Below are 13,384 nucleotides of genomic sequence, written 5' to 3' on the forward strand. Positions count from 1 at the left end.
AATGGGACCCGGATAACCCATGGGAAACACGGGAGGGTGTGAGCCCAATCGTCTTGCCTCCGGACGAGGAGGGCCCGATCGACCCTGGCCCAGCAATTGGCCGTAGCAGTTGACTGGGCTCACTACTCGCGCGGCCGCCGCAGCTTTCACTGCCACTGGCATCATTTTTAGTAATATAGTACTCCCAAGCCCTAGCGTCGTTCCACCCGAAATTGCCGCCCAGGTTCGCAGGGATCAGTGGCATCTCAAGTTCCTTAGAGTAAAAGAGGCTCATAGGTTAAGCCGAGGAGCGGGCGTTCTGGTTGCCCTCCCCGACACGGGAGTAGACCGCCATCCAGACCTATCAGAGAATTTGCTAGCAGGCAAGGATCTAGTTGCAGGCCGCCGGAACGCCCTACACGACACAAATAGCCACGGAACAGCCATGGCGGGAATCATCGCTGCACACGGGTCAGGCGACGGACTCGGCGCCCTCGGGATAGCCCCCGAGGCAAAGATCCTTCCCATTGTTTCTTCTACATCCGACAACTATGGCGATGCCGACACTCTCGCGAACGCAATAGACTACGCCGTCTCGCAGCACGTGGAGGTAATAAGCATATCCAGCGCAGGCGTTACGAGCGAAAAGCTGGTACAGGCCGTGAAAAGCGCAGTGGACGCAGACGTCGTGGTCGTTGCAGGTGTTGGCAATGTACCGCGGGCAGCAACCGTCAGCTACCCGGCCGCCCAGGAGGGCGTCATTGCGGTCAGCGGCGTCGATCGCCTAGGGAAGCATGCTGCGATTTCCGTCAAGGGACCAAAAATTGAGGTCGCCGCGCCGGCCGTCGACATCTATAGCACCAGTTTTGGCGGCAAGTATTCGAAGGGCACGGGAACCTCCAGCGCCACTGCGATCGTGGCTGGGGCCGCTGCTCTGATCCGCTCCAAATATCCGCACCTCCCCGCTGCCGAGGTCGCACACCGGCTCACCGCGACCGCCGTCGACAAGGGACCACCTGGCCGCGACGACGAATACGGCTACGGGGTCATCGACCTGGTCGCCGCGCTCACCGCAGACGTACCCCCGATCGGTTTCGAGTCTGCCGGGGTGACGGCGCCGGCGTCGACGGTGGCTGCGCCCGACACCGGTGACGGTGGCGGCACGGCTCGGGGCCTTGCGACCCTCGGTGTGCTGCTGGCCGCCGGGGGCGGCTATCTGATCTGGCGTCGTCGTCGACGTGCCGCCGACCCGCCGCCGAGGATCAGCCGGTAGCGTCGGCGGGGTGTCGACCTCCGTGCCGTTGCGTCTCGTCCTCGCCTCGCAGAGTCCCGCCCGCCGCAAGCTGCTCCAGGCCGCCGGGATCGAACCCGACGTGCTGGTCAGCGGCGTCGACGAGTCGCAGGTGGTCAGTGCTCGGGCCGAGGATTTGTGTCTCGAACTGGCGCGGATGAAGGCTCAGGCCGTGCTCGGCCGGCTGCGTCCCGCGGTGGACGAGCGCACGCTGGTGCTCGGGTGCGACTCGGTGCTCGCGTTCGACGGCGAGATCCTGGGTAAACCGGCCGACGCGGCCGACGCCACCCGGCGGTGGCAGCGGATGCGGGGGCGCAGCGGCGTTCTGCACACCGGGCACTGCCTGATCGACGTGACGCACGAGGCCCGTGCGGAGGCTGTCGCATCGACCACCGTGCACTTCGCCGACATCACCGACGAGGAGGTCGCCGCGTACGTGGCGACAGGCGAGCCGCTGGCGGTGGCCGGCGCGTTCACCATCGACGGGCTGGGCGGGGCGTTCCTCACTGGCATCGAGGGTGACCCGGGCACGGTGGTGGGGCTGTCCCTGCCGCTGCTGCGCCGGCTCCTCGACGAGTTGGGGCTGCGCCTCGTCGACCTGTGGACGAAGGTCGCGCCGGGCGGCCAGGAGGTCGAGCAACTCGGCTAACGTCCGGTCATGACCACGAAGCCGTTGCCGCTGACCCCGGAACTGCACGCCTACCTGGTGGCCCACGGGTCCGCCCCGGACGAGGTCGTCCGGGAGTTGGCCGAGGAGACCCGGGCGGCCCTGCCGGCCGAGGCCGACATGCAGGTCGCGCCGGAGCAGGCGGCGTTTCTGACCTTCCTGACCCGGCTGCTCGGGGTGCGGCAGGCGGTGGAGGTGGGCACGTTCACCGGGCTGTCCGCGCTGGCGATCGCCCGTGGGCTGGCCGAGGGCGGCCGGTTGACCTGCTTCGACATCTCCGAGGAGTACACCGGCGTGGCCCGACGCTACTGGGCTCGGGCCGGCGTCCAGGACCGCATCGAGCTGCGTATCGGGCCGGCCGCGGAGACGCTGCGGGACCTGCCCCGGGAGCGTCACCTCGACTTCGCATTCATCGACGCGGACAAGGTCGGCTATCCGGTGTACTGGGACGAGTTGGTGCCCCGGATGCGTCCCGGCGGGGTCATCGCGGTCGACAACACGCTTCGCGCGGGCCGGGTGCTCGCTCCGGGCAACGCGGACGACCGGGCCATCGCCGCGTTCAACGACGAGGTCGTGGCGGACGTCCGCGTCGAGGCCGTCATGCTGCCGATCGCCGACGGGGTCACCCTGGCCCGGGTCCGATGAGCCGGTTGGCCGAGGTGGCGGCATCCGACCGCTCGGGACCCCGCCATGTCGCCGAGGCGGAGCCGATCAGGACAGCGCCCGCCCCAGCCGCACGGTCAGCAGCACGGCCACCGCGATGAACGCCGCCGGCCAGGGCACCGACCGCGACGCCGGTGCGGCCCGCCGACAGCTCTCGTGAGGGTGAGAAGGGGCCCCTTCTCTACCGGAGGCGTTAACCGGGGGCCCCGCCTTTCACCTCACGCTGCGGGCGAACTGGCGGGCCGCCCAGACGACGCCGGCGACGGCGAGCACGGCGATGATGCCGAGCCCCTGCCAGACGTCGTCGTTGCTTAGGTCGCCGTCGAAGAGCGCACGGGTGCCGTCGACCGCCCAGGAGAACGGGTTCCACTTGGCCACGCCCTGCAACCAGCCGGGCGCGAAGGTGAGCGGCAGCAGGATGCCGGAGAGCAGCAGCACCGGTTGCGCGACGGTGTTCATCAGCGGGGCGAGCGCGTCCTCGCTCTTGACCTTGAGGGCGACGCCGTAGGAGACGGCCGAGGTCATCAACGCGATCAGGGCGAGCATCAGGTAGGCCAGGAGTAGGTAGCCGATGAAGACGCGCAGGTCGAACAGGAGCGCCAGCACGGTGATGATGACGGCCTGCGAGATCAGCGAGACGACGTCGCGCAGGGAGCGGCCCAGCAGCAGGGCGAGCCGGCTGACCGGGGTGACCCGGGAACGTTCGATCACCCCGGCGCGCAGCTCGGCGATCAGGCCGAAGCCCTGGAACAGGCCGCCGAAGATGGCCAGCAGCACAAGCAGGCCGGGCACGAAGATCTTGTACGCGGCGGCCTGCGTCGGCGCGTTCAGCGCCGGCTTGAGCAGCGGGGCGAAGAGGAGCAGGTACATCACCGGCTGGAAGACGCCGACGAAGACCCAGACCGGGTTGCGCAGCAGCAGTTGCGCCTGACGCTGGAAGATCAACCAGGTGTCGCGGGCGAGTTTCATGACAGCTTCTCCGGGGTTCAGGACTCGCGCAGCGAGCGGCCGGTCTTGGTGAGGAAGACGTCGTCGAGGCTGGGGCGGTGCAGCTCGATCGAGCGCAGCTCCAGCCCGGCGTGGTCGAGGCGGCGCAGCACCTGTGGGATGGCGACGGCGCCCTCGTCGACATAGAGACGCAGCCCGCCCTCGTCGACGGTTTCCAGCTTGCTCACGTACGCCTCGGTGTCGAGCATCTCGGCGGCGTGCGGGGTGGTCGCGACGTCCAGGCCGACGACCACCACCTCGCCGGAGATCTCGCGCTTCAGCTCGGTCGGGGTGCCCTCCGCGACCACCTCGCCGTGATCCATGATCGCGATCCGGTCGCAGAGCGCGTCGGCCTCGTCGAGGTAGTGCGTGGTGATGAAGACGGTCATTCCCTCGGTGCGCAGCCGGCGGATCTCGTCCCACATGTGCGCGCGGCTCTGCGGGTCGAGGCCGGTGGTCGGCTCGTCCAGGAAGACGATCTTCGGTTCGTGGATGATGCCGAGCGCGATCTCGACCCGCCGGCGCTGACCGCCCGAATAGGTCTTGCACTTACGGTCGGCGTATTCGCTGAGCTGGAAGGCGTCCAGCGCGCGGGTGGCGCGGCGCTGCGCGTCGGTCTTGGTGATGCCGTAGAGGCGGGCCTGGAGCACCAGTTCCTCGCGGGCGCTGGACTCGTCCCAGGTGCTGCCGCCCTGCGGCACGTAGCCGATCCGGCGGCGCACGCCGGCCGGATCCTTCAGCAGATCGGCGCCGGCGATGGTGGCCACGCCGCCGTCCGGCTCGATGAGGGTGGCGAGCATCCGCAGCGTGGTGGTCTTGCCGGCGCCGTTGGGCCCGAGGAAGCCGAAGATCTCCCCCGCGGCGACGTCGAGGTCGACGCCGCGGACCGCGTCCACGGTCTTCGTCTCGCGACCCGTGCGGGAGCGGAACGACTTCCGCAACCCTCTGGTCTCGATCATCTCTGCTCCTGGTCGTCCGGGCCGGAGTTGCCCGGCCACCGGTGAGCGATTCGCGTCGAGGCTAACGCGATATAGCTCTTGTGGTCAAATTTGATTAGGTCGTGTCACCGTCGGTCCAGCCGGACCATCCCTCCGCACGCTCCATCCCCGCGGGCAGGTACGACACCCCGGCCTCGATCCGCTCCGCGATCCGCTCGCACCAGGCCGTCTCGGCCTCCGCCCGGGCCAGCCACAGCTCGAACATCCAGCCCACGTGCACCGGCTTGCGGGTGCGCACCCAGTCCGAGTCCAGCGACGCGCGCATCGACCCGACGCCGGCGCGCAGCAGGTTCGCCCGATTGCGCAGCGCTGCCGCGGCCTCCTCGCGCGGCAACGCCGGCAGGAACGAGAACGCCACCGCGAACGGGTCCGGTGACTCGTGGAGCTGCCACCACTGCGCCCGCAGCAACGTCTCGAACTCGTCCTCGCCCTTCGCGGTCACCTCGTAGGTGGTGCGGGCCGGACGGGCACCCACCTGCTCGACCGACACCGTCCGCAGCAACCCCTCGTCGGTGAGCTTGCGCAGGGCGTGATAGATCGAACCGGGCTGCACGTTGGCCCACTTGTCCGCGCTCCAGCTCAGCAGTTCGCGGCGCACGTCGTAGCCGTGCACCGGCTGCATCCACCTGACCAGTCCCAGAATCATCATCCGCGTCGCCGACACCGGACAAGCGTAATAACCAAGTTTGACTACAGTGCGGCATCCCACACTGAGCGATCGTTAGGGCCCGCGGCCCGGCCGATACACTCCCGGCATCGACCTCCCGGGAGGAGCCCCCAAGGTGCGCAAGGTCCTCATCGCCAACCGCGGCGAGATCGCCGTCCGCGTCATCCGCGCCTGCCGCGACGCCGGGCTCGCAAGCGTCGCCGTCTACGCGGACTCCGACCGGGACGCCCTGCACGCCACGCTGGCCGACGAGGCGTACGCGCTGGGCGGCGACACCGCGGCCGACAGCTACCTGCGCATCGACAAACTCGTCGACGTGGCGGCCCGGGCCGGCGCGGACGCCGTGCACCCCGGCTACGGCTTCCTCTCCGAGAACGCCGACTTCGCCCAGGCCGTGATCGACGCCGGCCTGACCTGGATCGGCCCCACCCCGCAGGCGATCCGCGACCTGGGTGACAAGGTCACCGCACGGCACATCGCGCAGCGTGCCGGCGCCCCGCTGGTGCCCGGCACGTCGGACCCGGCGGCCGACGCCGACGAGGTGACCGCGTTCGCGGCCGAGCACGGCCTGCCGGTCGCCATCAAGGCGGCGTTCGGCGGCGGCGGGCGCGGCCTCAAGGTCGCCCGCACCATGGCGGAGATCCCGCACCTGTTCGAGTCGGCCACCCGCGAAGCGGTCGCCGCGTTCGGCCGGGGCGAGTGCTTCGTCGAGCGCTACCTGGACCAGCCCCGCCACGTCGAGGCGCAGGTGCTGGCCGACCAGCACGGCAACGTGATCGTCGTGGGCACCCGCGACTGCTCGTTGCAGCGCCGGCACCAGAAGCTGGTCGAGGAGGCGCCCGCCCCGTTCCTCACCGACGCGCAGCGCGCCCAGATCCACGACAGCGCCAAGGCGATCTGCCGGGAGGCCGGCTACCACGGCGCCGGCACGGTGGAATACCTGGTCGGCGCGGACGGCACCATCTCCTTCCTGGAGGTCAACACCCGCCTGCAGGTGGAGCACCCGGTCACCGAGGAGACCGCCGGGATCGACCTGGTGCGCGAGCAGTTCCGCATCGCCGACGGCGAGAAGCTGCGCATCACCGAGGACCCGACGCCGCGCGGGCACGCCATCGAGTTCCGCATCAACGGTGAGGACCCGGGCCGCAACTTCCTGCCCGCACCGGGCACCGTCACCGCGCTGCGGCTGCCGTCCGGCCCCGGCGTGCGGGTGGACACCGGCATCTCGGCCGGCGACGTGATCGGCGGCAACTTCGACTCGCTGCTGGCCAAGGTGATCATCGTCGGCGAGACGCGCACCGAGGCGCTGGAGCGGGCCCGCCGGGCGCTCGATGAGATGGTGGTCGAGGGGATGGCCACCGCGCTGCCCTTCCACCGCCTGGTGGTCCGTGACGAGGCGTTCACCACCGAGCCGTTCACCGTGCACACCCGGTGGATCGAGACCGGGTGGAACAACACCGTCCCGGCCTTCACCGCCGCCGCCGGCCCCGCCGAGGACCCGGCCGAGCGCGAGACCGTCGTGGTCGAGGTGGCCGGCAAGCGGATCGAGGTCGTCCTCCCCGCCGGCCTCGGCGCGGGTACGGCGACCGCCGCGCCCGCCGCGCGGAAGCCGGCCCGCCGCACCGGCGGCGGCAAGGCCGGCGCCGCGGTCGGCGGAGACACGCTCGCCTCCCCGATGCAGGGCACCATCGTGAAGATTGCCGTGGCCGACGGCGACACCGTCGCCGAGGGCGACCTGGTGGTGGTGCTGGAGGCGATGAAGATGGAGCAGCCGCTGCACGCGCACAAGGCGGGCACGGTGAGCGGGCTGGCCGCCGAGGTGGGCGCCGTCATCACCGCCGGCGCCCCCATCTGCACCATCGAGGGTTGAGGAGGGGCCCCTTCTTAACGCCTGCGGTCGAGAAGGGGGCCCTTCTCACCAGCGCAGAGCCGGGTGGTCTGGGCCACCAGCGGCAGCGAGGAGCGCCGCGAGCGGGAATGATGTTCGGGTGCGGTTCCTTCATGGCGCGGTCCCCGCGCACGACCTGACCTACAACGACGTCTTCATGGCGCCCAACCGTTCGGAGGTGGGCTCCCGGCTCGACGTCGACCTGTCCTCCGGCGACGGCACCGGCACCACCCTCCCGCTGGTGGTGGCGAACATGACCGCCGTGGCCGGCCGGCGGATGGCCGAGACCGTCGCCCGACGCGGCGCCGTCGCGGTGATCCCGCAGGACATCCCGATCGAGGTCGTCGCGAACGTCGTGGGCTGGGTCAAGCAGCGGCACCTGGTGCACGACACCGCGATCACACTCGGCCCGACCGATACCGTCGGTGATGCCATCCACCTGCTGCCGAAGCGCGCACACGGCGCGGTGATCGTGGTGGACGACGGTGGCCGGCCGGTCGGCGTGGTGACCGAGGCGGACACCGTGGGGGTGGACCGGTTCGCCCAGCTCCGGCACGTGATGTCCACCGAGTTGCACACGGTGCCGGCGGACGCGGACCCGCGTACCGGATTCGACCGCCTGTCGGCGGGCCGGCGGCGGCTGGCCCCGGTGGTGGATGCCGACGGCCGCCTGGTCGGCGTGCTGACCCGGGCGGGCGCGCTGCGCGCGACGCTCTACACGCCGGCGGTGGACGACCGGAGCCGGCTGCGCGTCGCGGCGGCGGTGGGCATCAACGGCGACGTCACCGGCAAGGCCGCCGCGCTGCTGGAGGCGGGGGTGGACACGCTGGTCGTGGACACCGCGCACGGGCACCAGGAGCGGATGGTGCAGGCGCTGCGGGCGGTCCGCAAGCTCGACCCGGGCGTCCCGGTCGCGGCCGGCAACGTGGTCACCGCGGACGGGGTACGCGACCTGGTCGAGGCCGGCGCCGACATCGTCAAGGTCGGCGTGGGTCCGGGTGCCATGTGCACCACCCGGATGATGACCGGCGTCGGCCGCCCGCAGTTCTCCGCGGTGCTCGACTGCGCGGCGGCGGCCCGCTCACTGGGTCGGCACGTCTGGGCCGACGGCGGCGTGCGCCACCCGCGGGACGTGGCGCTGGCGTTGGCCGCCGGCGCGTCGAACGTGATGATCGGCTCCTGGTTCGCCGGCACCTACGAGTCCCCCGGCGATCTCTACACCGACGCCGACGGCCGGCGCTACAAGGAGAGCTTCGGCATGGCCTCGTCCCGGGCGGTGAGCGCCCGGACCGCCGAGGACAGCGCGTTCGACCGGGCCCGCAAGGCCATCTTCGAGGAGGGCATCTCCTCGGCCCGGATGTATCTGAACCCGCAGCGGCCCGGCGTCGAGGACCTGATCGACGAGATCATTTCCGGGGTACGCAGCGCGTTCACCTACGCCGGGGCACGCACCCTGGACGAGTTCCACGACCGCGCCCTGGTGGGTGTGCAGAGCACCGCCGGCTACACCGAGGGCATGCCGCTGCCGACCAGTTGGTGACCGCGAGGCGTCAAGCGGGGCCCTGTGCTCTACCGGAGGCGTTAACCGGGGGCCCCTCCTTACCCTCGGCGGTGGCCGGGGGCGCCTCGGTGCGCACGCTCGGCAGGCGCAGGCAGGCGAGCAGGCCGATCAGCAGGAACCCGGCCGCGGTGAAGGCCGCGTAGCGGGTGGCGTCGGAGAAGGCGGCCTTCGCCTCCTCGGCCACCGGCGCGGTACGCGGATCCGCCGCCAGCCCGCTGATCGCCGCGCCGGCGCTCTCCTTCACCGCGGTCACCACCTGGTCCCGCCCGGCCGGGTCGAGGCCCGGCTGGTCGGTCAGCCGGTCGCCGAGGAGCCCGCCGAGGCCGGCGAAGAGCACGGTGCCGAGCACCGCGATGCCCAGCGCCGAGCCCACCTGCCGGGCGGTGCTCTGCAGTCCGGAGCCCTGCCCGCTGCGGCGTACCGGCACCTCGGCCAGGGAGACGCCGGTGAGCTGGGCGGTGGCCAGTCCGACGCCGATGCCGTAGACGAAGAGGAACGCCACCGGCGCCCACCAGCGGGTGTCCGGCGCGACCACGAGGCCGAGCCCGGCGACGCCGACCAGTTCGGCGGCCACGCCGAGCTGCACCACCCGGGCCGCGCCCCAGCGTTGGGTCAGTGGCGCGCCGATGCCGCTGGCCAGGAAGCTGCCGACGGCGAGCGGCAGCAGTGCCAGACCGGTGCGGAAGGCGCTGTAGCCGAGCACGTTCTGGAACCACAGCGGCAGCGCGAAGAGCAGGCCGAACTCGCCCAGGCTGACGATCGCGGCGGCGAGGATGCCGGTGCGGAACGAGCCGATGCCGAACAGCGACAGGTCGAGCAGCGCGGCCCGGCCGGCCCGGTTGCGGCGGACCTGATGGGCCAGGAAGACGCCGAGTGCGGTGAGCCCGGCCAGCGCGGCCACCGGCACCGGGGAGATCGAGGCGGTCCAGTCGAGCCCGAAGAGGCTGAACGGCCGTTCCCGCTCCCACCAGCCGTAGGTGCGCCCCTCGATCAGCGCGAACACCACGCCGGTCATGCCGACCACGGAGAGCAACGCGCCGAGCAGGTCGACGCCGCGTTCGGCGCGGTCGTCGCGGGACTCGGCGACCATCAGCAGGGTGCCCACGATCACGGCGAGGCTGACCGGGACGTTGATGCCGAACGCCCACCGCCAGGAGTACGTGGTGGTGAGCCAGCCGCCGAGCAGCGGCCCGAGCGCCGCCGCGCCGCCGATGGTGGAGCCCCAGACGGCGAACGCGATGCCCCGCTCCCGGCCGGTGAAGTTGGCGTTGAGCAGGGAGAGCGAGGTGGGCAGCATCATCGCCCCGCCGATGCCCTGGAGCACCCGGGCGCCGATCAGCGCCGCGCCGGACCCGGCGAGCGCCGCCAGCACGCTCGCCACCACGAAGACGCCCACCCCGGTGACGAACATCCGCCGCCGCCCGGACCGGTCGGCGAAGCGGCCGGCCACCAGCAGCAGGGCCGCGAAGACCAGGGTGTACGCCTCCTGCACCCACTGGGCGTCGGTCGAGGTGATGTCCAGGTCCCGGATGATCTGCGGCACCGCGACGTTCACGATGGTGGCGTCCACGATGATCATCGCGACGCCGAGGCTGATGGCGAGCAGCCCGAACCAGCGTCCGCGCCCGTCGCTGCGCATGGCACCCCTCCCGCTTTTAGCTAGATTTTCTAGCTACCCGAGATGCTAGCTTTAACCCGTGGAGGGGTCGCCGTCAACCGGAGCGGCCGGGCCCGCCGGCCCACCGCCGAGCAGCGAGGCCGCCCGCGCCCTGCGCGAGGTGCTGCGGATCGCCGGGGACACCCGGGCCGCGCTGGCCCGCCGGCTCGGCATCGGTGCGACCGACGCCGCGGCCATCGACCACCTGGTCTCCAGCCCCGAGCCGCTGGGCCCGGTCGAGCTGGGCAACCGGCTCGGCATCCGGTCCGCGTCCGCCACCACGCTCGTCGACCGGCTGGTGCGGGCCGGCCACGTCGCCCGCGCCCCGCACCCGCACGACCGCCGACGGCTCAGCCTCCAGGTGACCGAGCACGCGGTCGGCGAGGTGCTGGAGGCGCTGCGCCCGATGCTCGTCGGGGTCGACCGGGCCGTCGCCCGGCTCACCCCCGAGCAGGCCGAAGCCACCGCGGCGTTCCTGCGCGAGGTCGCGGACGTGATGCGCGACTACGTGGCGACCGCCCCGGACGAGCCGACGCAGCCCCGGCGCACCGGCGCCGACGGCGGCTGAGGTGATTCTCAGAAATTAGTTTGGGGCCTGATGATTCGGGCGCTAATCTGACGCTCGTGAACATGGGACCGCTCGTCCGCTTCCCCGACGCGCTGCAACACGCTCCGCTCGGCCGGCTCGTCTCCATCGCCGGCCACGTCGTCGAGCAGCACTGGGGGCGCTACCTGGCCGAGCACCACGGCCTCACCTCCGCCGGCATGCGCGTGCTGATGATCCTGCTGCGCTCCGGCGACGTCACCCACCGCGACATGGCGGAGTTGTGCTTCGTGCGGCCGGCCACCCTCACCGGCATCGTCGACACCCTGGAACGTGACGGCTTCGTCGTCCGCCGACGCAGCCCCGAGGACCGCCGCACCGTCCAGCTCACCCTCACCGACAAGGGCCAGGAACATGCCCGACGAATCATCGACAAGATCCACAGCGACACACCGCTGACCTCCGTCGACGCCGACCCGGCCAAGCGCGCGGTGATCCGCGAGTTCCTGACCGAAATCATCACCGGCATGTCCGACGGGGACCTCCGTCGGTTGAACCGGGACAGCGAGTCCGACACCGAGTCGCCAACGGGGAGACATCCGTGCTGATCCGCCTGCTCCGCACCCATCTACGCCCGTACCGACGACTACTGGCCGCCGTGGTGGCGTTCCAGTTCGTCGGCACGATGGCCTCGCTCTACCTGCCCAGCCTGAACGCCGACATCATCGACCGGGGCGTCGCCCGCGGCGACACCGACGAGATCCTGCGTACGGGCGGGTGGATGCTGGTGGTCAGCCTGCTCCAGGTCGCCTGCTCGATCGCCGCCGTCTACCTCGGCGCGAAGACTGCGATGGGCTTCGGCCGGGACGTCCGGGCCGCCCTCTTCGGGCACGTCAACCGCTTCTCCGCCCGAGAGGTCGCCCGGTTCGGGGCGCCGTCGCTGATCACCCGCAACACCAACGACGTCCAGCAGGTGCAGATGCTGGTGCTGCTGAGCTGCACCATGCTGGTGGCCGCGCCGATCATGAGCGTCGGCGGCGTGGTGATGGCGCTGCGCGAGGACGTCGGGCTCTCCTGGCTGATGCTGGTCTGCGTGCCGGTGCTGGCCGTCGCGCTGGGCCTGGTCATCCGCCGGATGGTGCCGGGTTTCCGGCTCATGCAGACGCGCATCGACACGGTCAACCGGGTGCTGCGCGAGCAGATCACCGGCATCCGGGTGGTCCGGGCCTTCGTCCGCGAGCCGTACGAGACCGACCGCTTCCGGGTGGCCAACACCGACCTGACCGCCACCGCGCTGCGCATCGGCCGGCTCCAGGCGCTGATCTTCCCGATCGTGATGCTGGTGCTCAACGTCTCCAGCGTCGCGGTGCTCTGGTTCGGCGCGGCCCGGGTCGACTCCGGTCAGATCCAGATCGGCGCGCTCACCGCGTTCCTGCAATACCTGATGCAGATCCTGATGGCGGTCATGATGGCCACCTTCATGCTGATGATGGTGCCCCGCGCGGCGGTCTGCGCGGAGCGTATCGAGGAGGTGCTGGACACCGACTCGTCGGTGGTGCCGGCGCCCGCACCGGTCACCGAGGTCACCGGCCGCGGTGAGCTGGAGCTGCGCGACGCGGGCTTCCAGTACCCCGGCGCCACCGCGCCGGTGCTGCACGACATCTCGTTCACCGCCCGCCCGGGCCGGACCACGGCGATCATCGGTTCCACCGGCGCCGGCAAGACCACACTGCTCACGCTGATCCCCCGGCTGGTCGACCCGACCGCCGGCGCGGTCCTGGTCGACGGCGTGAACGTGCGGGACCTGGCCCCGGACGAACTGTGGCGGCGGATCGGGCTGGTGCCGCAACGGCCGTACCTGTTCAGCGGCACGGTGGCGAGCAACCTGCGCTACGGCAACCCGGAGGCCACCGACGCGGACCTGTGGGCGGCCCTGGAGATCGCCCAGGCGCGCGACTTCGTCACCGAGATGCCCGGTGGGCTGGACGCGCCGATCGCGCAGGGCGGCACGAACGTCTCCGGCGGCCAGCGGCAACGCCTGGCCATCGCCCGCGCGCTGGTACGCAAGCCGGAGATCTATCTCTTCGACGACTCCTTCTCCGCGCTCGACCTCGGCACGGACGCCCGCCTGCGGGCCGCCCTCAAGCCGGTCACCGCGGACGCGGCGGTGGTGATCGTGGCCCAGCGGGTCTCCACGATCGTCGACGCCGACCAGATCATCGTGCTCGAGGACGGGGGTGTCGTCGGGATGGGACGGCACGCGGAGTTGTTGGAGAACTGCCCGACGTACGCCGAGATCGTGGCGTCCCAGCAGACCGCGGGGGTGCCCGCATGAGCGAACGCACCGAGCGCAGCGAGGGCCGTGAGAGCATGCCCGACCAGCACCGCATGAGCGAACGCACCGAGCGCAGCGAGGGCCGTGAGAGCATGCCCGACCAGCACCGCATGAGCGAACGCACCGAGCGCAGCGAGGGCCGTGAGG

At 71.2% G+C, this 13,384-nt stretch carries 12 protein-coding genes; 8 read left to right on the forward strand and 4 right to left on the reverse strand.

Annotated features, from left to right (window positions below; genetic code table 11):
* Nucleotides 1-175 precede the first annotated feature (175 nt).
* Genes AB0H28_RS09235 through AB0H28_RS09245 form a run of 3 tightly spaced genes read left to right on the forward strand, consistent with a single transcriptional unit; the run spans nucleotide 176 to nucleotide 2,582 of the window.
* The gene (locus tag AB0H28_RS09235; RefSeq protein ID WP_358036623.1) at nucleotides 176-1,252 is read left to right on the forward strand and encodes a S8 family serine peptidase; all 1,077 of its coding nucleotides are present in this window, start codon (nucleotides 176-178) and stop codon (nucleotides 1,250-1,252) included.
* A gap of 10 nt (nucleotides 1,253-1,262) precedes the next feature.
* Complete coding sequence (locus tag AB0H28_RS09240) at nucleotides 1,263-1,919, forward strand: Maf family protein (protein ID WP_358036286.1); 657 nt, start codon at nucleotides 1,263-1,265, stop codon at nucleotides 1,917-1,919.
* Nucleotides 1,920-1,928: 9 nt separating this feature from the next.
* Complete coding sequence (locus tag AB0H28_RS09245; RefSeq protein WP_358036288.1) at nucleotides 1,929-2,582, forward strand: O-methyltransferase; 654 nt, start codon at nucleotides 1,929-1,931, stop codon at nucleotides 2,580-2,582.
* Between the two features lie 231 nt (nucleotides 2,583-2,813).
* Here the strand turns inward: AB0H28_RS09245 and AB0H28_RS09250 are convergent, their stop codons facing one another.
* The 3 genes from AB0H28_RS09250 to AB0H28_RS09260 form a co-directional block, all read right to left on the reverse strand.
* Nucleotides 2,814-3,569: an ABC transporter permease gene (locus AB0H28_RS09250; RefSeq protein ID WP_358036290.1), complete on the reverse strand. Its 756-nt coding sequence runs from the start codon at nucleotides 3,567-3,569 to the stop codon at nucleotides 2,814-2,816.
* 17 nt (nucleotides 3,570-3,586) lie between these two features.
* Nucleotides 3,587-4,546, reverse strand: a complete 960-nt coding sequence (locus AB0H28_RS09255; protein ID WP_358036292.1) for an ATP-binding cassette domain-containing protein — start codon at nucleotides 4,544-4,546, stop codon at nucleotides 3,587-3,589.
* 94 nt (nucleotides 4,547-4,640) lie between these two features.
* On the reverse strand, nucleotides 4,641-5,234 hold the full coding sequence (locus AB0H28_RS09260; protein ID WP_358036294.1) for a PadR family transcriptional regulator: 594 nt from the start codon (nucleotides 5,232-5,234) through the stop codon (nucleotides 4,641-4,643).
* Between the two features lie 133 nt (nucleotides 5,235-5,367).
* On the opposite strand from AB0H28_RS09260, the gene AB0H28_RS09265 reads away from it, so the two are divergent.
* Nucleotides 5,368-7,122, forward strand: coding sequence for a biotin carboxylase N-terminal domain-containing protein (locus tag AB0H28_RS09265; RefSeq protein WP_358036296.1), 1,755 nt, complete (start codon nucleotides 5,368-5,370; stop codon nucleotides 7,120-7,122).
* A 118-nt stretch (nucleotides 7,123-7,240) separates the two neighbouring features.
* A complete protein-coding gene (locus AB0H28_RS09270) occupies nucleotides 7,241-8,680 on the forward strand; it encodes a GuaB1 family IMP dehydrogenase-related protein (protein WP_358036298.1) in 1,440 nt (479 codons plus the stop codon).
* A 10-nt stretch (nucleotides 8,681-8,690) separates the two neighbouring features.
* Here AB0H28_RS09270 and AB0H28_RS09275 read toward each other — a convergent pair whose 3' ends face one another.
* The gene (locus tag AB0H28_RS09275; RefSeq protein ID WP_358036300.1) at nucleotides 8,691-10,340 is read right to left on the reverse strand and encodes a DHA2 family efflux MFS transporter permease subunit; all 1,650 of its coding nucleotides are present in this window, start codon (nucleotides 10,338-10,340) and stop codon (nucleotides 8,691-8,693) included.
* Between the two features lie 58 nt (nucleotides 10,341-10,398).
* Here AB0H28_RS09275 and AB0H28_RS09280 point away from each other — a divergent pair, with 58 nt between their 5' ends.
* The 3 genes from AB0H28_RS09280 (at nucleotide 10,399) to AB0H28_RS09290 (ending at nucleotide 13,237) form a co-directional block, all read left to right on the forward strand.
* Nucleotides 10,399-10,926, forward strand: coding sequence for a MarR family transcriptional regulator (locus tag AB0H28_RS09280; protein ID WP_358036302.1), 528 nt, complete (start codon nucleotides 10,399-10,401; stop codon nucleotides 10,924-10,926).
* 62 nt (nucleotides 10,927-10,988) lie between these two features.
* The gene (locus AB0H28_RS09285) at nucleotides 10,989-11,510 is read left to right on the forward strand and encodes a MarR family transcriptional regulator (protein ID WP_358036304.1); all 522 of its coding nucleotides are present in this window, start codon (nucleotides 10,989-10,991) and stop codon (nucleotides 11,508-11,510) included.
* A complete protein-coding gene (locus tag AB0H28_RS09290; protein ID WP_358036306.1) occupies nucleotides 11,504-13,237 on the forward strand; it encodes an ABC transporter ATP-binding protein in 1,734 nt (577 codons plus the stop codon). Before AB0H28_RS09285 ends, AB0H28_RS09290 begins: the two co-directional genes overlap by 7 nt.
* Nucleotides 13,238-13,384 lie beyond the last annotated feature (147 nt).

Origin of the sequence: Micromonospora sp. NPDC050980 (assembly GCF_040653835.1) — a bacterium.
In the GTDB taxonomy this organism is placed as follows: Bacteria; Actinomycetota; Actinomycetes; order Mycobacteriales; family Micromonosporaceae; genus Micromonospora.

Excerpts from the sequence above, each read along its gene's own strand:
- AB0H28_RS09255 (WP_358036292.1), bottom strand. The coding sequence starts at position 4,546 with ATGATCGAGACCAGAGGGTTGCGGAAGTCGTTCCGCTCCCGCACGGGT.
- AB0H28_RS09275 (WP_358036300.1), bottom strand. The coding sequence starts at position 10,340 with ATGCGCAGCGACGGGCGCGGACGCTGGTTCGGGCTGCTCGCCATCAGC.
- AB0H28_RS09245 (WP_358036288.1), top strand. The coding sequence starts at position 1,929 with ATGACCACGAAGCCGTTGCCGCTGACCCCGGAACTGCACGCCTACCTG.
- AB0H28_RS09260 (WP_358036294.1), bottom strand. The coding sequence starts at position 5,234 with ATGATGATTCTGGGACTGGTCAGGTGGATGCAGCCGGTGCACGGCTAC.
- AB0H28_RS09250 (WP_358036290.1), bottom strand. The coding sequence starts at position 3,569 with ATGAAACTCGCCCGCGACACCTGGTTGATCTTCCAGCGTCAGGCGCAA.
- AB0H28_RS09285 (WP_358036304.1), top strand. The coding sequence starts at position 10,989 with ATGGGACCGCTCGTCCGCTTCCCCGACGCGCTGCAACACGCTCCGCTC.